We start from the raw sequence: 22,183 nt of genomic DNA on the forward strand, positions 1-22,183 counted from the left end.
GGTCTCTCTCAGCGCTTGATCTTCGCGAGCGGGTGGTCGGCCGGATAGGTCGGCGTGACCGGCTTCTGCGCACCGAGCATCACGCACATCAGCGCGTCTTCGTCGCCGATGTTGATCTCTTCGCGGTACACGCCGGGCGGCACCGAGATCAGGTCGCGGTCGGTCATGATGGTCTCGAAGCGCTCGCCGTCCTTCTCGATGACGACCTTGAGCTTGCCGCGGATCAGGAAGAACACTTCCTCCACGTCGGTGTGGATGTGCGGCGGGCCTTCGTGGCCGGCGGGAATCACCATGGTGGAGAAGGTGAAGTTCTCGGCCGGGACGGTGTTGACGTCCTTCGCGACGCCGGTGCCGCCGGTGCCGACGTAGCGCATCTGCGCGCGGCGGAACTTGGGATCGAAGTCAGCCTGGAACTTCAGCGCGTCCCAGTCGTACTTGCGGGTCGCGTAGCGCGCGATGCGGGTGTTCATCCACGCTTCGAGGCTGCTGCCTTCGGGCTGCGCCAGCGTGCTGTCGCTGGCCACTTTCTTCTGTTCGGACATATCGCTCATCGAAAACTCCTTGGTCGAAAAATCAGTCAGTCAATTCATCACGAAGCCGCCGTTGACGGCCAGCAACTGGCCAGTCACGAAGCGCGACAGGCCCGAGAGGGAAAACAGCACCGCGCCGCAGACGTCGACGGCCTGCTGCTCGCGCGGGATGGCCCGGCCTTCGAGGTACTTCTGGTGGCGCGCCATCGGCACGTATTCGGTGGCCTCGACCAGCGTGAGGCCGGGTGCCACGGCGTTGACAGTGATCCCGTCGGCGCCCCATTCGCGGGCCAGCGATCGCGTCATCGAGATGACCGCGCCCTTGCTCGATGCATAGGCCAGCAGGTTCGGCGCGCCCCACAGCGCGGTGTCGGAGGCCAGGTTGACGATGGAGCCGCGGCCGGTGGCGGCCAGCGCCGGCTGGCAGGCGCGGCTCATGAGCCAGGTGCCGCGCACGTTGACGTCCATCACGCGGTCCCACATGTCGATCTCGAGTGCGTGCGCATCGCGGCCGCCGGAGTTGGTGATGGCGGCGTTGTTGACCAGGCCGTCCAGGCCGCCGAGCGCCTGCATTGCGGCTGCCGCGCAGGCTTCGATCGATTGCGGGTCGCACAGGTCGACGGCCAAGGCGTGCGCGTTGAAGCCGGCGTCGCGCAGCGCCTGCACTTCGGCTTGCGCAAGATCCGCGAGGATGTCGGCCAGCACCACGCTGGCACCGGCCTTGGCGATGCACTTGGCAAAAGCGAGGCCCAGGCCGCGGGCGGCGCCCGTCACCAGCACGCGACGCCCGGCCAGCAGGTTGGCGGGCAACTCGTCCAGCAGGGTCTGGAGGCTGTCGAGGTCGGGAACGGCTTTGATGTCGGTCATGGTGTGCTGGTGTTCTGGCGTGGGCGTGGGCGTTGAAATGGGTCGGGGCCGTTCAGTCGGCCTGGATGCCCAGGTCCTTGATGACCTTGCCGAAGCGTTCGAAGTCGGCTGCGTTGGTCTTCGCGAGCGTCTCTGGCGAGCCGCCCAGCGGGGTCGCGCCGAGCGTCTCCATGCGCGACACCACGTCGGGCATCTTCAGGATCTCGTTGAAGTGCGCGTTCAGCGTCTTCACGACATCGGCCGGCATGCCTTTCGGCCCGAACAGGCCGTGCCATGCGCTGACCTGCACGCCCTTGTAGCCAAGCTCCTCGAAGGTCGGGACGTTGGGCGCGAGCGGCGAACGCTTGCTGTCGGCCACGGCCAGCGGCACCATCTTCGCGCCCGGCAGGTAGGGCGCCACCGGGCCCAGCGTGATGTAGGTGAGGGGCACATGGCCGCCCAGCACGTCGTTCACGGCCGGCGCGACGCCGCGGTAGGGCACATGGCGCAGGTCGATGCCGGCCGCCTTGTTCACGAGTTCGCCGAGGATGTGCATCGGCGAGCCGCTGCCCGGGCTCGCATAGGACAGCGATTGGGTCCTGGCTGCGGTCGCCACGTCCTTGAAGGTCTTCATGCCCGCGCCGGAACCGGCGACCAGGAACAGCGGCAGCGTTCCCGTCTCGATGATCGGCGTGAAGCCGTTCAGCACGTCATAGCCGCCGGCGCCGTTGGTCTTCAGGACCAGCTGTGCGATCGAGAAGGTGCTGGGCGCCAGCAGCAGCGTGTAGCCGTCCGCGGGCGCCTTGGCCACCCAGGCGCTGCCGATGACGCCGCTGGCGCCGGGGCGGTTGTCGACCACCACGGGCTGGCCGATGCGGCTGGACAGCTTCTCCCCGAACAGCCGCGCCAGCGCATCGGTGTCGCCGCCGGCCGGGTAGGCCACGACCAGCGTGACGGGCTTGGACGGATAACCCTGGGCCAGGGCCGGGGCGGCGGCGCAGGCCGCGACGGCGGAGAGTGCAAGCGCGAGGACCTGGCGACGGGATTGCTTCATCATGGTTGGCGACCTGGGCGAAAGGGGTACGAAACTGGGGCCGATTTGCAGAGATCCGGGGCCTTGAGCGGGGGGCGGGATCTCCTTGATCTGCTACTTTGACGTTTCACTAATGAAACCATGTTTTATTAGTGAACCGATGGGGCGAAGTTTAGGGATTGCATGGCGGGCACGCACACGGGAAAACCCTTTGTTTTCGGCTTCCTTGTAAGCAAAAAAGGTGTAGGACAGCCGGGAGCCCAAGACGGCGGGCAACTGGTGGGGAGGTCGAGACCCCTTCTTTTGCGAACCGTTCAAGCCCGTCTTGACGAGGATGGGATCAAGTCGCCAGAGGCTTCCAGCGTGGACGCGCATGCCGCGACCGGGAACGGCGAGTCGGCCGTCAAGGACCCGATCGCCGAGATCGCAACGGCCCGAAAGCTACGCCTGGCCGCGTCGTCGCGAGTCGAGGACAGCGGCGAGCGGCGCGGGGCGCCGGCAAGTGCATCGATGCGAATGCGACCGTCAGGGCGCTTTCATATCAATGCGGTGCTTCCGGTCAGGTCTTGCGCGGCACGACCTGACCGCTTTCCTGCAGCAGTTGCATGTCGAGGATCTCGATACGCCCATAGCGCAACGCGATGGCGCCGCGCTTCACCAGCACCTGGAGCTCCTTGTTGAGCGTGGGCCTGCTGATCCCCAGCATCATGGCCAGCGTGTCCTGCGAGGCGGTGATCACGCTGCGCTCCTCGATGCTGTCCGTCACGTCGCCGTGGGCCAGCAGGACCAAGCGCCGCACGATCCTTTCCAGCGTGCTTTGCAGCGCAGAGTCGCCCATCAGCCCATACGCCAGGCGCAATCGCGTCGCCACCTGCACGGCGATCGCATGGCTGAAGACGGGACGCTGCATCAGCTGGCCGAACTTGTCCGCGCTGACGGCCAGCACATCGGTATCCCCTACGGCAATCGCCGTGTGCGCGCGCGGCGCGCCTTCAAGCACTGCGACCTCGCCGATCCAGTTGCCGGGCTCGATGATGGTCAGGATCGCCTCGTTGCCGTCGGGGTGAAGGATGCTCAGCTTGATCAGCCCGCTCGCCACGCCGAAGAACGCCCCCGTGGGTGCCATGGCGGTGTCGCCCTGCCGGAACAGGAATTCGCCCGCAGCCAGGTGCCTCGCACTGGCGGCAGCCAGCAGCGCCTCGGCCTCCTCCTCGGGCAGGGCCTTGAACCACGGGTTTTCGTCGAAGACGTTCATGAGGGGTGCGCGTGACAGGGCGCCGGCAGAGTTTGCATCATCGCGCCGAATCGGCGTTCAAGTGTCGCGCGACATGCGCGGCTCGCAGCGCCATGGAAAACTGATACGCACGATCCGCCTCGATCTGCATCTGTTCTTTTGCCGGCAGGCACGCGATATTCAAAGCATGTCAATCCTTCCCCGTTCCGTTCGTGCCGTCCTGTGGAGCTTCATCGGGCTCGGTGGCCGTCGCGCCGATGCCGATGCGCGAACCGAGGACGTCGGCATCCTGAGCCTGGTCTGCGTCGCGCTGGTGCTGGTCCTGCTGCTGGTCGGTGGCCTGATCGCGGTTGCCCGGTTCGCCGCGACGGCGTAGCGTGCGCGGAGGGCTCGCACATCGCGATCCCTCCGCGCAGCATCCGGGCGAGACGGGCACAGTTGGTGCTGGTAGATGCCTGCCTGCCGCTACCGCCCACGAAAGACCCCATGCCCGCCAAACCCATCGGCTCCGTCCTGATCGCCAACCGCTCCGAGATCGCCATCCGCGTGATGCGCGCCGCGGCTGAAATGAACATGCGCACTGTCGCGATCTATTCGCGCGAGGACCGGCTGGCGCTGCACCGCTTCAAGGCGGACGAAAGCTACCTGGTGGGCGAAGGCAAGAAGCCGCTGGCCGCCTACCTCGACATCGACGACATCCTGGGCGTGGCGCGCGCCGCGAAGGTCGACGCGGTCCATCCCGGCTACGGCTTCCTGTCGGAGAACCCGGAATTCGCGCAGGCCGTGCTCGATGCCGGCATCGAATGGATCGGGCCGCGCCCGGACGTGATGCGCACCCTCGGCAACAAGGTCGCCGCCCGCAACGCCGCCGTGGCCGCCGGCGTGCCGGTGATGCCGGCCACCTTGCCGCTACCGCTCGACCTGGCGCAATGCAAGCGCATGGCCGCCGAGGTCGGCTATCCCGTGATGCTGAAGGCCAGCTGGGGTGGCGGCGGCCGGGGCATGCGGGCGATCCAGGGCGAGGGCGAGCTCGAAGGCGCGCTGGCGGCGGCCCGTCGCGAGGCGCTGGCCGCGTTCGGCAACGACGAGGTCTATTTCGAGAAGCTGGTGCAGCGGGCTCGCCACGTCGAGGTGCAGATCCTCGGCGACACGCATCGCAACGTGGTGCACCTTTTCGAGCGCGACTGCACCGTTCAGCGGCGCAACCAGAAGGTGGTCGAGCGGGCGCCCGCGCCCTACCTCGACGAAACGACGCGCCAGGGCCTGTGCGACAGCGCGCTCAAGCTGATGCGCGCGGTCGACTACACGCACGCCGGCACCGTCGAGTTCCTGATGGACGCCGACACCGGCAAGTTCTATTTCATCGAGGTGAATCCGCGCATCCAGGTCGAGCACACGGTGACCGAGCTCATCACCGGCATCGACATCGTGAAGGCGCAGATCCGCATCAGCCAGGGCGGCCGCATCGGCCTGCGCGAGGACGAGACCGCCGCCGACGGCAGCGTGACGGCGCGCGCCACCGGCGTGCCGCCGCAGGCGGAGATCAGGCTCAACGGCCATGCGCTGCAATGCCGCATCACCACCGAGGACCCGGAGAACGGCTTCCTGCCCGACTACGGGCGGCTCAGCGCCTACCGCAGCGCGGCCGGCTTCGGCATCCGGCTCGACGCCGGCACGGCGTACGGCGGCGCGGTCATCACGCCGTACTACGACTCGCTGCTGGTGAAGGTCACGGCCTGGGCGCCCACGGCGAGGGAGACCATCCAGCGCATGGACCGCGCGCTGCGCGAGTTCCGCATCCGCGGCGTCGCGTCGAACCTGCAGTTCCTCGAGAACGTCATCAACCATCCGGACTTTGCCGCCGGCACGGTGACCACGCGCTTCATCGACACCACGCCCGAGTTGCTCGAGTTCACCAAGCGCCGCGACCGCGCCAGCAAGCTGCTCGGCTTCATCGCCGACGTGACGGTCAACGGCCATCCGGAGATGAAGGGGCGCAAGCTGCCCGACCTGCCGTTCATCAAGCCGATCCTGCCGAAGGTCGACCTCGCGACGCCGATTCCGCCCGGCTCGCGCGACCGACTGAAAGCACTCGGCGCCAAGGCCTTCGCGCAATGGATGCTGGACAGCAAGCCGGTGTTGATGACCGACACGACGCTGCGCGACGCCCACCAGTCGCTGTTCGCCACCCGCATGCGCACCGCCGACATGCTGCCGATCGCGCCCTTCTATGCGCGCGAGTTGCCGCAGTTGCTGTCGCTCGAATGCTGGGGCGGCGCGACCTTCGACGTGGCGATGCGCTTCCTGAAGGAAGACCCGTGGCAACGCCTTGCGCAGCTGCGTGAGGCTGTTCCCAACATCCTGTTCCAGATGCTGTTGCGCGGCGCCAATGGCGTCGGCTACACGAGCTACGCCGACAACGTGGTGCGCTTCTTCGTCAAGCAGGCGGCCAGTTCCGGCGTCGACCTGTTCCGCGTGTTCGATGCGCTCAACTGGGTCGAGAACATGCGTGTGTCCATCGATGCGGTGCTCGAATCCGGCGCGCTGTGCGAGGGCGCGATCTGCTACAGCGGCGACCTGTTCGACCCCTCGCGGCCCAAGTACAGCCTGGCCTACTACATCGGCATCGCACGCGAGCTGCAGAAGGCCGGCGTCCACATCCTGGCGATCAAGGACATGGCGGGCATCTGCCGGCCGCGGGCGGTCGCGGCGCTGGTCAAGGCGCTCAAGGAAGAGACCGGGCTGCCGGTGCACTTCCACACGCACGACACCAGCGGCATCGCGTCGGCGTCGGTGCTGGCCGCGGTGGAGGCCGGCTGCGACGCGGTCGACGGCGCGCTCGACGCGATGAGCGGCCTCACCTCGCAACCCAACCTGTCGAGCATGGCCGCCGCCCTGGCGCACAGCGAGCGCGACCCGGGCCTGTCGCAGCACGCGCTGCATGCGGCATCGAGCTACTTCGAAGGCGTGCGGCGCTTCTACGCACCCTTCGAGAGCGACATCCGCGCCGGCACCGCCGACGTGTATCGCCACGAGATGCCCGGCGGCCAGTACACCAACCTGCGCGAGCAGGCGCGCTCGCTGGGCCTCGAGCATCGCTGGACCGAGGTGTCGCAGGCGTACGCCGACGTGAACCGGCTGTTCGGCGACATCGTGAAGGTCACGCCCACCTCCAAGGTGGTCGGCGACATGGCGCTGATGATGGTCGCCAATGACCTCACGCCGGCCGACGTCGAGAGCCCGACGCACGAGATCTCCTTTCCCGAATCGGTGGTGTCGCTGTTCAAGGGCGAGCTCGGCTTTCCGCCCGACGGCTTTCCTCCGGCGCTGTCGCGCAAGGTGCTGAAGCTGGCCGACGGCGTCGCACCGCCCGTGGCCTACCGCCCCGGCGACGAGCTGCCGCCGGTCGACCTGGAAGCCGCGCGTGCGAAGGCCGAAGCCGACGCCGGCATGCCGCTCGACGATCGCCAGCTCGCCAGTGCGCTGATGTACCCCAAGGTGGCGCGGGACTTCCACCAGCACTTGCAACTACACAGCGACACCTCGGTGCTGCCGACACCGACCTTCTTCTACGGCCTGCGGCTGCAGGACGAAGTGGCGCTGGAGATCGATCCCGGCAAGACCCTGCTGGTGAGCCTGCAGGGCATGCACGACGACGAGGCGGCCGGGTCGGTCAAGGTCCAGTTCGAACTCAACGGGCAGTCCCGCACCGTGCAGGTGGCCAAGGCCGGCGCCGCCAACGCGGCGCTCAAGCGCGAGGTGGCGGCGCCGGGCAATCCGCGCCATGTCGGCGCGCCGATGCCGGGGGCCATCGTCACCGTGCCGGTGCAGGCCGGGCAGGCGATCCAGGCCGGCGCCACGCTGGTCTCGCTGGAGGCGATGAAGATGGAAACGCACATCGTGGCAGAGCGTGATGGCGTGATCGAGCGGGTGCTGGTGAAGCCGGGGGACAGGGTGCAGGCGAAGGACCTGCTCCTGGAATGGAAGGCCTGAGTCGTCGGTCCGCGCCGGGATTCAGCCGCCTAAATCCACCCGATTGTTAAAAAGCGAACAGTCTTGCCGGGCGCAAATAGTCATCATCGGTACTTTCTATAACAGCCAAGCCCAATGTCTTCCCCCTCCGCAGCCAGATTGGCGCCGGGGAACGGATCGACCAGGGCCTGCAAACCGACATGACCTCACGCCCCTGGCTCGACTCCTACGGGACGATCCCGACCGAGATCGATCCCGACATCCATCCTTCGATCACCGCGCTGGCCGAGGCCGCGATGACGCGGTACGGCGGCAAGACCGCGTTCGTCAGTTCCGGCCAGAGACACAGCTATACCGAGATCGACGCGATCTCGCGCAACTTCTGCGCCTACCTGCAAAGCATGGGCGTGCGCAAGGGCGACCGCGTGGGCGTGATGTTGCCCAACGTCGTGGCCTTTCCCGTGGCCATGCTGGGGATCATGCGCGCCGGGGCGGTGCAGGTGAACATCAATCCGCTTTGCACGGCAAGCGAACTCCAGCACCAGCTCAATGACTCGGGCAGCAAGTGCATCGTGGTGTTCGGCGATGCGCTGGCCACGCTGGCCGAAGTCGTCGCCACCACGCGGGTGCGCCATGTGATCGTGGCCGGCCGGCCGTCCACGGGCGACGCGCTGGGCTGGGACGCCCGCGTGCCCGATGGCATCGAAGGCGCCGTCGGCCTGCCCGCCGCGCTGCGCATCGGCTCGCTGCTGCCGAGGCATCCGGTGCAACTGGGCGGCGACGACCTGCTGTTCCTGCAATATGCCGGCGGCACCACCGGCGAGTCGAAGGGCGCCGCCCTCACGCACCGCAACCTGGTCGCCAACACCGAGCAGCTCAAGGCCTTCCTGCCGCAAGCCACGCGCGAATGCGAGGAAGTCGTGGTGACCGCGCTCCCGCTGTCCCACATCTTCGGCCTCATGGTGAGCCTGCTCACCAACTTCTCGATCGGCGCGGAGAACTGGCTGGTGCGCAACCCGCACGACATGAATGCCCTGGTCGACACGCTGAAGCTTGCGCGGCCGACCGTCTTCGTGGGTGGCAACACGCTCTATGCCGGGCTGACGCAACATCCCGGCCTGGCCGAGGTCGACTGGTCGCGGCTGCGCCTGTCCGGCGCCGGCGGCGCGCCGGTCGACGCCGCGATGTCGGCGCGTTGGCAGGCGATCACCGGCTCTTTCATCCGCGAAGGCTATGGCATGGCGGAAACCTCGCCGGTGCTGTCGATCAACCCGCCCTCGATCGAGGCGTTCAGCGGCCACACGGGGCTGCCCCTGCCTTCCACCGACATCAAGCTGCTCGACGACGACGGCCAGGAAGTGCCGTTCGGCGAACAGGGCGAAGTCTCCGCGAAAGGCCCGCAGGTGATGCGCGGCTATTGGCAGCAGCCCGAGGCCAACGCCGCTGCGTTCACCGAAGACGGCTACTTCCGCACCGGCGACATCGGCCGGTTCGACAAGCACGGCTTTCTCCAGGTCGTGGGCCGCAAGGAGGACGTGGGCCGCCCGCAACCGCGTTGCGCCGCCTTGGCACCGGCCTGACAGGGCGCCCGCCCTCGCGCGGGAAGGCGCCCCCGAGTCCCTTCGTGCGGCCCGTTCGGGGCGTCTCTAACTCACCGGTCCGCGCCGGTCGATCTTGCGGCTGAGCACGATCGAGGTCTGCGTCTGCTTGACGCCTTCGAGCTGGCCCAGTTGATCGAGCAGCGTGTCGAGCTGCTCGGGCGTGCCGCAGCGCAGCAGCACCATGTAGTCGAACTCGCCGCTGACGGCCCAGACCTCTTCCACCTCGGGCAGGCGTTCAAGCGCCCGCATCACCGCCGACGCGCCCTTCGCATTGACGCTCAAGCCGCAGAAGGCGCGCACTGCCGCCTGCTCCAGCCGCTGGCCCAGCCGCACGCCGAAGCCCGCGACGATGCCTTCGCGCTCCAGCCGCGCGATGCGCGCCACCACCGTGGTCCGCGCGACCTTGAGCTTGCGCGCCAGGTTGGCGGCCGGCTCGCGCGCATTGGCCTGGAGCAGCGCCAGCAGGTGATGGTCGAGGTCGTCGAGTCGTGAATCCATGGGTCGGCCCTGAAGCAACAGCGCCCGATTGTGGCGTCGCCAGCATGGCGAACGGGTGAACCGGAATCGACATGACCAAGCCGCTCGTCGAATCGACGAAGCAGGCCGCGCTTTCGACGTTTTACGCTCTGGCATCTGCCAGCACCCGCTTCCAGAATTCTTCCATCGGGCACGGTGCCTGAAGGAGAACGACATGACCAGGAAGCTGCACGACATCCACGAGGTCCTGGTGCTTGGCGCGGGCAAGGTTGGCGGCACGGTGGCCGACATGATCGCGCAGCATCACCGACTGCCGGTCACGCTGGCCGACGTGAAGCCCGGCCTTTGCCACGACAACGATGCGCTGGTGCGCCGCATCGCGTTGGACGTGGAGAGCGTCGAGGCGCTGCACGCGGCGCTGTCGGCGCACCAGGCCGTGATCAACTGCCTGCCCTTCTACCTCGCGCAACGCGTGGCGACGGCCGCGGCGCAGTGCGGCGTGCATTACTTCGACCTGACCGAGGACGTCGCGGCGACCCGGGCCATCCGCGAGCTCTCGCGCGATGCCACCGCCTTGCTGATGCCGCAATGCGGACTGGCGCCCGGCGTGATCGGCATGCTCGGCGGCGAACTCGCGCGCCACTTCGACGAGCTCTACGACCTGCGGCTGCGCGTGGGCGCGCTCACCCGCAACGCCACCAACAGCCTGCGCTACAACTTCACCTGGAGCATCGACGGCGTCATCAACGAGTATTGCAACCCGTGCGATGCCATCGTCAACGGCCAGCGCGTCTCGGTGCAAGCGATGGAAGGCCACGAGACCTTCACGCTCGACGCGGAAGCCTTCGAGGCCTTCAACACCTCGGGCGGGCTCGGCACCCTGTGCGAGACGCTCCAGGGCAAGGTGCGCAATCTCGACTATAAGACCATCCGCTACCCCGGCCACCGCGACGCGATGGACTTCCTGCTGCACGACCTGCGCCTGATCGAGCGGCGCGACCTGCTGCGGCAGGTGCTGGAGCATGCGGTGCCGCACAGCCGCGAGGACGTGGTGATCCTGTTCGCATCGGCATCGGGCCTGCGCGACGGCCGCTTCGAGCAGGAGACGCGCGTGTGCCGCGTGTTCGGCTCGCCACTGCGCGGCAAGGAGCGCACGGCCATCGAGCTGACGACCGCGGCGGGCGTGGTGGGCGTGTTCGAATTGCTGCTGCAGGGCAAGCTTCCGGCGCAGGGCTTCGTGGGGCAGGAGCAGGTGCCGCTCGCGCAGTTTCTCGCGACCAAGGTCGGGCACTATTACGAGGGGTTGGGCGGCAAGGGCATGGGCGCATCCCCACGGAGCCCGCGGGCCCGGGCCGAACCCGTGCACGCCTGAACGCATCCATCGAGGAAAAGCAAATGAGTGAACTGTTGTCCGTATTGCAGCGCTGCGGCATTGCGCCCGGCGATATCCAGGGAGGCACGCTGGCCGTGCGCTCGCCAGTCGACGGGGCCGAATTGGCCCGACTGCGCGAGACCTCGCCAGACGAGGTGGAGGCCATCATCGCCAGGTCGAAGGCCGCCTTCCTGCAGTGGCGCCTGGTGCCCGCGCCGGTGCGTGGCGAGCTGGTGCGCCTGTGGGGCGAGGAACTGCGCCAGGCCAGGCGGGACATCGGCTGGGTCGTGTCCATCGAGGTCGGCAAGATCATCGAGGAGGGCCTCGGCGAGGTGCAGGAAGGCGTGGATATCTGCGAGTTCGCGCTGGGGCTGTCGCGACAGTTGCATGGCAGGACCATCGTGTCCGAACGGCCGGGCCACCGCATCATGGAGCAGTACCACCCGCTCGGCCCGGTGGCGATCATCACCGCGTTCAACTTCCCGAGCGCCGTGTTCGCGTGGAATGCCGCGCTGGCGCTGGTGTGCGGCGATCCGGTGATCTTCAAGCCGTCGGAGAAGGCAGGACTGTCGGGCCTGGCCACGTTCAAGGCGCTGGAGCGCGCCATCGCGCGTTTCGGCGACCGGGCGCCGCCCGGGCTGGCGCAGATCGTGATCGGCGGAGCGCCGCTGGCGGAAATGCTCGTGGACAGCCCGGCGATTCCGCTCGTCTCGGCGACCGGCTCCACGCGAATGGGCCGCATCGTCGGGCCCAAGGTGGCGAGCCGCTTCGGCAGGCGCATCCTGGAACTGGGCGGCAACAACGCGATGGTCGTCACGCCCGCGGCGGATCTCGACATGGCGCTGCGCGCGATTCTCTTCAGCGCGGTGGGCACCTGCGGCCAACGCTGCACCTCGTTGCGGCGGCTGATCGTGCATCGCTCGGTGAAGGATGCGTTGCTGGAGAAGTTGTTGAACGTCTACGCGGCGCTGCGCATCGGCAATCCGCTGGCGGCCGGCACGCTGGTCGGGCCGCTGATCGACGCGCGGGCCTTCGACGCCTTGCAGGACGCGATGGCCGCTGCGAAGGCGCAAGGCGGCAAGGTGCTCGCGGGCGGCGAGCGCGTGCTGGCGGAGGAATTCCCGAACGGCTGGTACGTGCGCCCCGCCATCGTCGATATGCCCGCGCAGACCCCGATCGTGCGCCACGAGACCTTCGGCCCACTGCTCTACGTGCTCGCGTATGACGACTTCGACGAGGCCATCGCAATCCACAACGACGTGCCGCAGGGTCTCTCGTCCTGCATCTTCTCGAACGACATGCGCGAGGTCGAGACCTTCATCTCCGCAGCCGGCTCCGACTGCGGCATGGCCAACGTGAACATCGGGCCGAGCGGCGCGGAAATCGGCGGCGCATTCGGCGGCGAGAAGGAGACCGGCGGCGACCGCGAGAGCGGCTCCGATGCGTGGAAGCAGTACATGCGCCGCACGACCAACACCATCAATTTCTCCAGGGAGCTGCCACTGGCGCAGGGCATTTCGTTTTCCGCATGAAAAACACAGTTGCCATCCTTGGCGCCGGCATCGTGGGCGTGTCCTGCGCGCTCGAATTGCAGCGGCGCGGCTTCGATGTCACGTTGCTCGACCGCAGCGCGCCGGGCCGCGAGACCTCCTACGGCAACGCCGGCGTGCTCGCGCGAAGTTCGCTCGTGCCCTTCAACAATCCGGGGCTCTGGGCTTCCTTGCCCAAGCTGCTGAAGAACACCTCGGCCAGCTTCCGCTATGACCCGCTGTTCATGGCGCGGAACCTGCCTTGGGCGCTGGGCTTCGTGTCGCGGGCGCGGGCGAGCGTCTTCGAGGAGACCGCGACGGCGCTCGACGCTTTGATCCGGCTCTCGGGCGACGCGCATCGGCGGCTGCTGGTGGAGGCCGGTGTCGCACATCGTTTGCGAGACACCGGATGGATGTTCCTCTATCGCACCGAGGAAGCGTTTGCCGCCGGCCGCCGGTCACGCGAGACCTACGACAGGTTCGGCGTTGCCACGCAGGCGCTCGATGCGCGCGAACTGTCGGAACTCGAGCCGCACCTGAAGCCGATTTTTCCGCGCGCGTTGTGGATCAAGGATGCGGCGTCGGTGGACAGCCCGGGCCGGGTGGTCGAGGCTTATGCCCAACTGTTCCGCGCACGCGGCGGCCGCATCCGCCAGGCCCTTGTCGAACGGATCGAACGGTCGCAAGCCGAGGCGTGGCGCGTTGCCGAGGAAGGCGGCGCGGTGCATGAGGTCGCGCGCGTGGTGCTTGCACTCGGGCCGTGGACCCGCGAGTTCGCGAAGAAGACACTCGGCCTGAGCGTGCCGATGGCCTTCGAGCGCGGCTATCACATGCACTATGACGCCGCGGGCGGCGCATCCCTGCGGCGGCCGATCTACGACACCGGCGGCGGCTATGTGCTGTCGCCGATGGCGCAGGGGCTGCGTCTTACCACTGGCGTGCAACTGGCGGCACGCGATGCGCCCCGCAACTTCGTGCAACTCGATCTGGCCGAGCGCGCGGCAAGGGAGGCGTTTCCGCTCGATCAGCGGCTCGAAGCGGATCCCTGGATGGGCAGCAGGCCGACGTTGCCCGACAGCCGGCCGATCATCGGCGAATGCCCGGGGCATGCAGGCCTGTGGCTCGCGTTCGGGCACCAGCACATCGGCTTCAGCACCGGGCCGGGCACGGCGGCGCTGCTGGGCGCCATGATGGCGGGCGAGGCCTGCGCCTTCGATCCGGCGCCATTTCGCGCCTCGCGCTTCTTGTGAACTTTGGTTCTCGCGCGCCGGCCCGAAGCGCCTATTGGCTTCAAAAAGTCGGGATTGTGCGCATCAATCGGGGGCCGGACGCGCCTTCGGCCGGTACAAAATCGGGCCCGCGACCCTGACACCCCCGCGAGCCGGAACCCGTCCACCGAGCCACCCATGACGATCGTCTACGAGTCAGCCCGAGATACGCGCCACTACCAGGAGCGCTTCCAGCTCACCTGCCTGGCGCCCGAGCCGCTGGTGCGGCCCGGTGAGCGCGGCCTGTTCGTGCGCCGTCCGCGCGGCGACCGGGGCGGCGCCTCACCGGATTCGCGCTACGAAGCGGCGCTGGGCCGCTGGGGACTCATCCCGTTGTTCTCCAGCACGGCGGACTATCCCGCCACCTTCGAGGCGGCCGCCGAGTCGGCGGCCGGCGAGCGCGACTTCCTGCAGCCCTGGAAGCGCGGCCACCGCTGCATCGTGCTGGCCGACGCGCTGTATCGGCGCGGCGAGCAGGACCAGCGCATCGTGCGCGTCACGCGCGCCGACGGCGAGCCGCTCGCGCTGGCCGGGCTCTGGAATGGCTGGCGCGCGCCAGACGGCCAATGCGTGGAGAGCTTCGCGCTGCTCACGTTGCCCTCGGAGGAGCATGCCGGCGGACGCCGCGCAGTGTTCCTGCGCGAGGGTTGGCTCGACGACTGGCTGCACTGCCCGGTGGAAGAAGCGGCCGCCTGCCTGCGGCCCTACGACCTCGGCAAGCTGCTGCGCACGCCCGTCGAAAGCTACCCCGTGCGCCAGGCCTCGTAGCCCATCCTGCCGCCCTCCCCGGGCCGCTTCATGCCGGGGAATTCCCTCGAACGAAAATGACGCGTTCAAGAAACCCGACACCATGACCGACGAAACAACCCAAGCACCCCGGCCGCCGCTGCCCGACCATCTCTCCATCGACACGCGCAGTCCGCACCATGTGCCTGCCGTGTTCGAGCACGACATCGGCGTGCGCTTCAACGACAAGGACCGGCTCGACGTGGAGGAATACTGCGTCAGCGAAGGGTGGATCAAGGTCCCCGCCGGCCGCGCGCTCGACCGCAAGGGCAAGCCGCTGCTGATCAAGTTGAAGGGGCGGGTGGAGGTTTATTACAAGTAGCAAGCGGGCGCCTGCCTGCAGGAACCTCAGACTGCCCGAGCCCTCATTTCGATGAGGCCAGCGCCACCGCGTCGGCGCCCGCCGCGTACCGCAGCTGACCGGACTCATCGTTCGCGGCGCGCCATACCGCTTCGGCTACATCGCCTTCCATCGTCACCGCGGCCGGCTGCGCGAACGCGGCAAAGACCTGCTGTGCGAAGGGCGCATAGGCTTCTGGAATCAAGCCCTCCATGCGCGCGCCGCCGTTGCTCGCGAAGCGCGTTGTCGGCGCATAGCCCGGCTCCACCAGTTTCACGCGGACGCCGAACGCTTCAAGCTCGAAAGCCAGCGACGCGGTGAAGCCTTCGATGGCCGTCTTGCTCGCGGTGTAGACGGCGACCAAAGGCATCGGCGCCAGGGTCGCGCTGGAGGTCACGTTCACCACCACCCCCGAGCGGCGCGCACGGAACTGCGGCAGCACCGCCTGCGTCATCGCCATCGTGCCGAAGGTGTTGGTGTCGAACAGCTCGCGGGTCGTCGCCATCGGCGTGGCCTCGAAGGCGCCGAGCAGGCCGATACCCGCGTTATTGACCAGCACGTCGATGGGTCCGGCTGCTTCGATCGCGTCGGCGATGCTTTCGGGCTTCGTCACGTCGAGGGCCAGCACGCGGAGCCTGCTGGATCGGGGCAGGATGTCTTCGTTGGGTGTTCGCATGGTGGCGACGACGTTCCAGCCCTGCGCGTGGAAGTGGCGCGCGATCTCCAGGCCATAGCCCGACGAGCAGCCGGTGATGAGTGCGGTTTTCATGGTGATTTGCTTGGTGGTTGTGTTCATGGCCTCAACGATATCGGGCGTGCGCTGGACTATCTACAATGCAAAGTCCAGATTTCATTTGCAATCGTCCAACTGATGAACGACCCGCTTTCCGAAGTCATTGCGCTTCTCCAGCCCCGTGCCGTGTTCTCCAAGCGCATCAGCGGCGCCGGTCGCTGGGGCGTGCGCTACTCCGACTTCGGCCAGCCCAGCTTCTGTGCGGTGCTTTCGGGTAGTTGCAGGCTCGCGGTCGATGGCGAGGAAGCAGTCGCGCTCGCAGCGGGCGACTTCGTGTTGCTGCCGGCGACGCCGGGCTTCGTGCTGTCGGGCTTCGAGCCGGTGACGCCGGTGCATATCGATCCGAAAGCGACGGCTGCATCCACCGGCGAGGTGCGCCACGGCACGCGGGGCGGGCAACCCGACGCGCGTCTGCTCGGCGGCTACTTCGTCTTCGATTCACCCGACGCGGCCTTGCTCGTGTCGCTGCTGCCGACGCTGGTGCATGTGCGCGGCGTCGAGCGGCTGTCGGTGCTGGTGCGGCTGGTCGGCGAGGAATCCAGCGAACGCCGGTCCGGCCGCGAACTGGTGCTCACGCGGCTCGTGGAACTGCTGCTCATCGAGGCGCTGCGCTCCAGCTCGGGCGAAGACGCGCCGCCCGGCTTGCTGCGCGGCCTGGCCGATGCGCGGCTGGCGCAGGCGATGCGGCAGATGCACGGCGATCCTGGGCGTCCCTGGACCATGGCCCAGCTTGCGAAGAAGGCCGCGCTGTCACGCTCGGCGTTCTTCGATCGATTCACGCGCGCCGTGGGCTTGCCGCCGATGGAGTACCTGCTGGCCTGGCGCATGGCCATCGCGAAGGATCTTCTGCGGCGCAACGACGTCGGGATCGCGGAGGTTGCGGAGCGTGTGGGGTATGGGTCGGCGAGCACCTTCAGTACCGCGTTCAGCCGGCATGTGGGATTGCCGCCGGGGCGTTACGCGCGCGGGGGGTGATGTGCCGCGTGTGGCGATGCGATCGCCAATGGCCTGGCGACTGCTGCACTGCGATCCCGGCTGAGTGCCGAAGTCGGCTGTTGGTGCCGGAACGTTATGAATGTTGAACAGGCCGCTGTTTCAAAGCTGGAACGCCGTGACGACATGTACGTCAGCACTCTCCGCGATTACGTCATGGCGCTGGGTGGTGAGTTGAAGCTGGTGGCCTCGTTCCCGGATGGCGACATTCAGGTCCACCCGTTTGTACTGGCGCACTGACAGATCAGCAACACGCAGCGGTTTCCGTGAGCCTGCACCTCGCGGACCTCGCCGCTCTGCAGCCGGTTCACCGAACCGACGCGGCTTGCATCAGTAAGGCGCAGCGCTTATGCAGTGCCCCTGCAACGCGGATATTCCGAACACCCCCAGAAGTCCTTCCCGGCGTTGGCGCCCTTCTTCGCGGTCCGGCGGAGCATCGGCTGCCTGCACTTCGGGCACGCGGGTGCGTGCATCGCGGGGGCTTGCGTTTCGACGGCTGGAATCGGTGCGTATGTCGATGCGGCCGGACTTGGCCTGACCTGCGGTGTCGCCGCTGGCGCCGCGGCAGGTTGCCTGGATACCTTGGCTTGACGCAGCATCTGCTGCAGCCTGGGTCCGTCGATCAAACGGATATTGCGCCCCATGGCGAATTCCTGCGCTTCGGCCGTGAACCGCCCGGAGGTCACGACGAATCCGCCGGCCGCCCCGCTCGCGGCCATCACGCCGTAGAGCTCGCGCACGACAGGCACCGACACCTTGAACGCACGCCATTGCTTGCATTGCACGAGGTACTTCTCGCCACCCTTGCGCAACACCAGGTCGACGCCGCCATCGGGTCCGGGACCGTCGTTCTCCAGCACGCCGTATCCCTGCAAGCGAAAGCCTTCCCCGACGAGCTTCTCGAAGTCGCGCCAGGTCATGCCATCCAGGCTGTCTGCTGCCTCTGACCGCGTGACGTTGTCGACAAGCTTGCGGCGGGTATGGCGGCGCCACGCGGAAACCGCGGCGCCAATCACGCAGAGGGCGGGGACCAGGTACTGAAAAATGCGTGCGAGCATGGGCCAGACCGAGCCAACCACGACACCGGTCAGGTCGCCGGGCTTTGCCACCGCAAACGAAGGTGGCGTCGCCGCGCTGTGCAGCAGTACGAAGCTGACCAGCGCAAGCGCCAGCCCCACGTACCAGGGCAGGAGTGAGACGAGGTCGATGAAGTCTTCGGCAGGGCTGGATTTCTTGCGGCGCGGCATGCAAAAAAAACGAGGTTGAAATTGTTACGTAACTGTAACCGGACGACCCGATCGCGCAGCGTTCCGGACGGACCTCAGGAGACGGGGACGCTGAACCAGTCCGCCACGCTAGCCAGGGAGTCGCCGACGGATCGCTCGATGAATCAAGGCGCCGCACCCCTCAACGCCCCCACCTGCTCTGCATACCCGTTCTCGATGCGCAGCAGTCGCGCCTGCCTGGCCGCCTCGTTGACCCACTGCGCCGTGAGCGCGTTCTGCAGGGCCAGCTGATAGGCCAGCTTGGCCGCGGGCAGCAAGGACGTGTTGTCGGCCGCCACGAAGCCGGCCAGGTCGTGCAGCGACTTCAGCGTGGCGCGCTCGCCGTCGCCCGCCGGGCCCTTGGCCTTGCCGTAGTTGACCAGGAATGCCTGCACCTTGCGCTGGAACTCCGGCGGATAAGCGCGCCGCACCACGATCTGCGCATGCGGGATCAGGTCGGACTGCCACACTGCATGCAGGCGCTGCGCCTCGGCCGGGAACTGCTGGGTGAAGCGCTCGAAGTCAGCGGTGTTGTTGGTCGCGACGTCGGCGTCGCCGTTGGCCACTGCGAGCGCCGTGGCCTGGTGCGTGCCGACCACCTCGCTGCGAAAGCGCGTCTCCATCGCGATGTGGTTGGGCAGGAACAACTGCAGTTGCGGCACGATGAAGCCCGACACCGACCGGCTCTCGCCGCGCGCCAGGCGCCAGCGGCCGGGGTCGTCGAGGACCTCCTTCAGGCTCGTCGGCGCGCCGTCCTTGCGCGTGAGCAGCGTTGCGCGGTAGCCCGGCAGGCCGTCGTGGCGCGTCACTTGCGCGACGACCGTCATGCGCCGCTGCGTGACGGTGTCCAGCGCCATCTTGCCGGACAGGAAGGCCATGTCGACTTCGTCGCGCTCGATGGCGCGCTCGAGCGCTTCGTACGACGTGACGGAGAGCACCGCCACCGGCCTTCCAAGCGCACGACTCAGGTCGGCCAGCAGCGGTTCCCAGTCGTTGCGCGACTCGAAGGCGCCGCCGAGGGGCAGAATGCCGAAGCGCACCGGCGCCGTGGGGCTGGCCGCGACTTGTCCGGTCGCGGGCCGCGCCATCATGAGCAGCCCGACGAGCCAGACGGCCATTGCAAAGGCAGCGACCAGCTTCAGCCAATCGACCCGACGCTGCGCGACCGCGGGGCCATTGGAGCGAACGAATGAAAGCTGCATCTATCTTCGGGTCGGGTCCGGTAGTCAAATGAGAAGCGCCGGGTCCACAATTAAATACCAACTTGTGACGATTTTGACTACTTGACACTGCAATGCTGTGACACCCGACGCTACGGCCCCCTCTCCCCCGCCGGCCTTCCCTGCCCGTGCGCTGCGCACGCTCACCCAGTTTTCGCTGGCGCAGCAGCTGGTGCTGCTGGCCCTGCTGCCGGCCATCGTGGCCACGCTGGGCGCCATCGCGGTGCTGACCCGGCAGCACCTGGGCAGTGTCACCAACCTGATGCGGGCCAACGGCCAGACGGTGGCCCTGCAAGTAGCCGCCATGGCACAGACACCGCTGGCGCGCATGGACCGGCGCGCCCTGCTGCGCGCAGCGCAGTCGGGCAGCACGCAGCCACAGGTGCAGCGCGTGCAGATCTGGACCCATGACGGCGAGATCGTGGCCGACGCCGAGAGCCTCGAGTCCGGCAAGGCGGAAGGACTGCAAGTGGTGGCCGCGGTGGTCAGCGACGAGGGCAGTCCCATCGGCAAGGTGATGGTGGAGATCAGCCTCGACGCGGTGCAGAAGGCCAAGAACAACGTCTGGCTCAACGTGTTCGGGGTGCTGGCGGCCAGCCTGATCGGCGTCGGGCTGGCCGCCTGGTGGGCGGCGCGGCGCATCAGTGCGCCGATCCGCGAGCTGGGCGAGGCGGTGGACCGCCTGGGCGCCGGGAAGGATGCCAGCGTGCAGATCACCGGCACGACCGAGGTGCGTCGCCTGCAGCACGGCTTCAACCAGGCCGCGCGCGCCCTCGGCGAAAGCCAGCGGCTTCTGCAAAGCCGCATCGCCCAGGCCACGGCCGAGCTGGAAAGCAAGAACCAGCAGCTCGAAGTCGCGAGCCAGGCCAAGACCCGGCTGCTGGCCGCCGCGAGCCATGACCTGCGCCAGCCGCTGCATGCGCTGACACTGTTCTCCGACGGGCTCTCCAACGGCGAGACCGACCCGCTCAAGCTGCAGCGCATCGGCCACATCCGCGAGTGCGTCGATTCGCTGGACCGGCTGTTCTCGGAACTGCTGAACCTGTCGCAACTCGACGCCGGCGTGCTGCAGCCGCAATGGATCGACTTTCCGCTGGACCGCCTGTTCGACGAGATCAGCCGCAACTTCCGCGCCGTGGCCGAGCAGCAGAACCTGCGCCTGGTGGTGCGCAAGACCGACCTCTGGGTGCGCTGCGACTACGTGATGCTGTCGCGCATCCTGAACAACCTGGTGTCGAATTCGCTGCGCCACACCCACGAAGGCGGCGTGCTGATCGGCGCGCGGCGGCGCGGCAAGGGGGTGCGCATCGACGTGTGCGACACGGGCATCGGCATTGCGGTGCAGCACCAGAAGCGGGTGTTCGAGGAGTTCTTCCAGATCGGTCCGGCGCGCAGCACCGGCGCGCGCGGCATGGGCCTGGGGCTGTCCACCGTGCAGCGGCTGGCGAGCCTGCTCAACACGCGCGTGGAACTCAGCTCGGTGCCCCGGTGCGGCACTGTCGTGCGCGTGATGATCCGCGCGGCGGTACCGGCCGAGTCGGCGCCGGTGCTGCAGAGCGGCAGCGCCAGCCCCGAGGGCGAGGCCAGCCTGGCCGGCGTGCGGGTGCTGGTGATCGACGACGAGCGCACCATCCTCGAAGGCCTGCAGGTGGTGCTGTCGAACTGGGGCGCCATCGTGATGGCGGCGCAAAGCCGCGAGGAAGCGCTGGCACTGGCCGACCACTGGGACCGCCCGCCGGACGCGGTGGTGAGCGACCTGCTGCTGCGCGAAGGCGACAACGGACTGGACGTGCTGGCGGCGCTGGAGCGGCATCCGCGCGGCATCGGCGCGGCCACGGCCCGCCTGCTGGTCACCGGCGAGACCAAGCCGGACCGGCTGCGCGAAGTGGCCAGCGCGGGCGTCGCGGTGCTGTACAAGCCGGTGTCGCCGCGCGTGCTGCGGCAAGCCATCGCGGCGCAACTCGAGGCTTTGGGCGAGAAGGTGTGAAGCGTCGGCGCAGGACCTTCCATTCGGGATAGACCGTTCGGCCGACCTGTCGCCACGCCCTCGCGGCATCCTCCCGCAGGGGCTTGCAGACATAACTCGTCTGCCTTATCGCGCAACCGGCGCGCGCTCCTTACATTGGTTCAACTACCACTGCTGTGCAGTCCATGTTCCCCACACCCTTTGTCGCCGCCGGTCGCAAGGTATGGCTCGCGCCGTGCCTGGCGCTGCTGTGGGCGATGCTGTGGGCGACGCCGGTGCGCGCCGTGGGCATCACGGTGCTGCAGGCCGACGACCTGCCGGCGCATGTGGAGTTCGTGCGGCAATTGAAGGACTCGCAGGATCCGAACGGCAGTTTCGCGCTGGTGCGCGTGGGCGCGCAGGGCACCGCGGCGGGGGCGCCGAATGCGACCACCGAGCTGGCGGGTGCGGAGGACGATCGTGTCGGCGGCGGCGTGCGCACCCGAGGCGCGCGAGCCAACGCCTCTGGCGCCGCCACCCTGCCGGCCTCGATCACCATCGCGGTCGGCCCCGACGCCGCCAAGGCCGCGCTGGAGCGGCCCGGCACCGAGCCGCTGATGCTCGCGATGCTGAGCCGCCTCGACTACGAAAGCCTCAAGAACCATCCCGCGCTGCGCCGCGTCGACCGCCGCGTCGGCGTGCTGCTGCGCGACCCGGCCATGGCCGATGCGATCGCGCTGGTGGACGCCGTGCTGCCGCGCAAGCGCCGGCTGGGCATGGTCGTCACGGATGAATCGGAACCGCTGTTGCAGGAAGTGCGGCGCGCCGCGCCGGGCTGGGACTTGCAGGTGGAATACGCTGCCGATCCGCGCTCGCTCGCCCGTGCGCTCAAGGCGCTGATGCCCAGGAGCGATGCGCTGCTGGTGCTGCCCGACCTGATCGGCGACGACCAGGCGGCCACGCTTGCCGTGCTGCGCGC

Annotated in this window: 20 protein-coding genes; 12 read left to right on the top strand and 8 right to left on the bottom strand. The window is 68.0% G+C overall.

The window, feature by feature from the left end:
- Window positions 1-8: 8 nt before the first annotated feature.
- The 4 genes from HCU76_RS31845 to HCU76_RS31860 all read right to left on the bottom strand — a co-directional run bounded on the left by HCU76_RS31845 (window position 9) and on the right by HCU76_RS31860 (window position 3,664).
- The gene (locus HCU76_RS31845; protein ID WP_218511517.1) at window positions 9-551 is read right to left on the bottom strand and encodes a cupin domain-containing protein; all 543 of its coding nucleotides are present in this window, start codon (window positions 549-551) and stop codon (window positions 9-11) included.
- 30 nt (window positions 552-581) lie between these two features.
- A complete protein-coding gene (locus HCU76_RS31850) occupies window positions 582-1,397 on the bottom strand; it encodes an SDR family oxidoreductase (RefSeq protein WP_218511518.1) in 816 nt (271 codons plus the stop codon).
- Between the two features lie 52 nt (window positions 1,398-1,449).
- Window positions 1,450-2,430, bottom strand: a complete 981-nt coding sequence (locus tag HCU76_RS31855; protein WP_218511533.1) for a tripartite tricarboxylate transporter substrate binding protein — start codon at window positions 2,428-2,430, stop codon at window positions 1,450-1,452.
- Window positions 2,431-2,968: 538 nt separating this feature from the next.
- Window positions 2,969-3,664: a Crp/Fnr family transcriptional regulator gene (locus HCU76_RS31860; RefSeq protein ID WP_218511519.1), complete on the bottom strand. Its 696-nt coding sequence runs from the start codon at window positions 3,662-3,664 to the stop codon at window positions 2,969-2,971.
- 61 nt (window positions 3,665-3,725) lie between these two features.
- On the opposite strand from HCU76_RS31860, the gene HCU76_RS31865 reads away from it, so the two are divergent.
- The 3 genes from HCU76_RS31865 to HCU76_RS31875 all read left to right on the top strand — a co-directional run bounded on the left by HCU76_RS31865 (window position 3,726) and on the right by HCU76_RS31875 (window position 9,195).
- Window positions 3,726-4,019, top strand: a complete 294-nt coding sequence (locus tag HCU76_RS31865) for a DUF2970 domain-containing protein (protein ID WP_371319940.1) — start codon at window positions 3,726-3,728, stop codon at window positions 4,017-4,019.
- Between the two features lie 110 nt (window positions 4,020-4,129).
- Complete coding sequence (locus tag HCU76_RS31870) at window positions 4,130-7,636, top strand: pyruvate carboxylase (RefSeq protein WP_218511520.1); 3,507 nt, start codon at window positions 4,130-4,132, stop codon at window positions 7,634-7,636.
- Between the two features lie 179 nt (window positions 7,637-7,815).
- Complete coding sequence (locus HCU76_RS31875) at window positions 7,816-9,195, top strand: AMP-binding protein (RefSeq protein ID WP_218511521.1); 1,380 nt, start codon at window positions 7,816-7,818, stop codon at window positions 9,193-9,195.
- Between the two features lie 66 nt (window positions 9,196-9,261).
- Here the strand turns inward: HCU76_RS31875 and HCU76_RS31880 are convergent, their stop codons facing one another.
- Window positions 9,262-9,714, bottom strand: a complete 453-nt coding sequence (locus HCU76_RS31880) for an Lrp/AsnC family transcriptional regulator (RefSeq protein ID WP_218511522.1) — start codon at window positions 9,712-9,714, stop codon at window positions 9,262-9,264.
- A gap of 193 nt (window positions 9,715-9,907) precedes the next feature.
- Between HCU76_RS31880 and HCU76_RS31885 the strand changes: the two genes are divergently transcribed.
- From HCU76_RS31885 to HCU76_RS31905, 5 genes are all read left to right on the top strand, one after another.
- On the top strand, window positions 9,908-11,065 hold the full coding sequence (locus tag HCU76_RS31885) for a saccharopine dehydrogenase family protein (protein ID WP_218511523.1): 1,158 nt from the start codon (window positions 9,908-9,910) through the stop codon (window positions 11,063-11,065).
- Window positions 11,066-11,088: 23 nt separating this feature from the next.
- On the top strand, window positions 11,089-12,597 hold the full coding sequence (locus tag HCU76_RS31890; RefSeq protein ID WP_213958162.1) for an aldehyde dehydrogenase family protein: 1,509 nt from the start codon (window positions 11,089-11,091) through the stop codon (window positions 12,595-12,597).
- A complete protein-coding gene (locus HCU76_RS31895) occupies window positions 12,594-13,844 on the top strand; it encodes an FAD-binding oxidoreductase (protein ID WP_218511524.1) in 1,251 nt (416 codons plus the stop codon). Before HCU76_RS31890 ends, HCU76_RS31895 begins: the two co-directional genes overlap by 4 nt.
- Before the next feature lie 156 nt (window positions 13,845-14,000).
- Entirely contained in the window at window positions 14,001-14,630 is a 630-nt protein-coding gene (locus HCU76_RS31900) for an SOS response-associated peptidase family protein (RefSeq protein ID WP_213958164.1), read from the top strand.
- An 82-nt stretch (window positions 14,631-14,712) separates the two neighbouring features.
- Window positions 14,713-14,970 carry a DUF3297 family protein gene (locus HCU76_RS31905; RefSeq protein WP_213958165.1) on the top strand — a complete coding sequence of 86 codons (258 nt, stop codon included), beginning with the start codon at window positions 14,713-14,715 and terminating at the stop codon, window positions 14,968-14,970.
- 43 nt (window positions 14,971-15,013) lie between these two features.
- On the opposite strand, the gene HCU76_RS31910 is transcribed toward HCU76_RS31905, so the two are convergent.
- Window positions 15,014-15,757 (bottom strand): SDR family oxidoreductase, encoded by a 744-nt coding sequence (locus HCU76_RS31910; protein ID WP_218511525.1) that lies wholly within the window; start codon window positions 15,755-15,757, stop codon window positions 15,014-15,016.
- A 102-nt stretch (window positions 15,758-15,859) separates the two neighbouring features.
- Here HCU76_RS31910 and HCU76_RS31915 point away from each other — a divergent pair, with 102 nt between their 5' ends.
- Together HCU76_RS31915 and HCU76_RS31920 are read left to right on the top strand one after the other, a co-directional pair.
- Window positions 15,860-16,756 carry an AraC family transcriptional regulator gene (locus HCU76_RS31915; RefSeq protein ID WP_213958167.1) on the top strand — a complete coding sequence of 299 codons (897 nt, stop codon included), beginning with the start codon at window positions 15,860-15,862 and terminating at the stop codon, window positions 16,754-16,756.
- Window positions 16,757-16,852: 96 nt separating this feature from the next.
- Entirely contained in the window at window positions 16,853-17,014 is a 162-nt protein-coding gene (locus HCU76_RS31920) for a hypothetical protein (RefSeq protein ID WP_256354624.1), read from the top strand.
- A 107-nt stretch (window positions 17,015-17,121) separates the two neighbouring features.
- Here HCU76_RS31920 and HCU76_RS31925 read toward each other — a convergent pair whose 3' ends face one another.
- Together HCU76_RS31925 and phnD are read right to left on the bottom strand one after the other, a co-directional pair.
- Window positions 17,122-18,021 carry a restriction endonuclease gene (locus HCU76_RS31925; protein WP_218511526.1) on the bottom strand — a complete coding sequence of 300 codons (900 nt, stop codon included), beginning with the start codon at window positions 18,019-18,021 and terminating at the stop codon, window positions 17,122-17,124.
- Between the two features lie 143 nt (window positions 18,022-18,164).
- The gene (phnD, locus tag HCU76_RS31930; RefSeq protein WP_218511535.1) at window positions 18,165-19,157 is read right to left on the bottom strand and encodes a phosphate/phosphite/phosphonate ABC transporter substrate-binding protein; all 993 of its coding nucleotides are present in this window, start codon (window positions 19,155-19,157) and stop codon (window positions 18,165-18,167) included.
- Window positions 19,158-19,338: 181 nt separating this feature from the next.
- On the opposite strand from phnD, the gene HCU76_RS31935 reads away from it, so the two are divergent.
- Together HCU76_RS31935 and HCU76_RS31940 are read left to right on the top strand one after the other, a co-directional pair.
- Window positions 19,339-21,246: a hybrid sensor histidine kinase/response regulator gene (locus HCU76_RS31935; RefSeq protein WP_218511527.1), complete on the top strand. Its 1,908-nt coding sequence runs from the start codon at window positions 19,339-19,341 to the stop codon at window positions 21,244-21,246.
- A 164-nt stretch (window positions 21,247-21,410) separates the two neighbouring features.
- Window positions 21,411-22,183: ABC transporter substrate-binding protein (locus HCU76_RS31940; RefSeq protein WP_218511528.1), on the top strand; the 773-nt coding region annotated here is incomplete at its 3' end.

The sequence above is a fragment of the Variovorax sp. dw_308 genome (assembly GCF_019207085.1).
Classification (GTDB): Bacteria; Pseudomonadota; Gammaproteobacteria; order Burkholderiales; family Burkholderiaceae_C; genus Variovorax.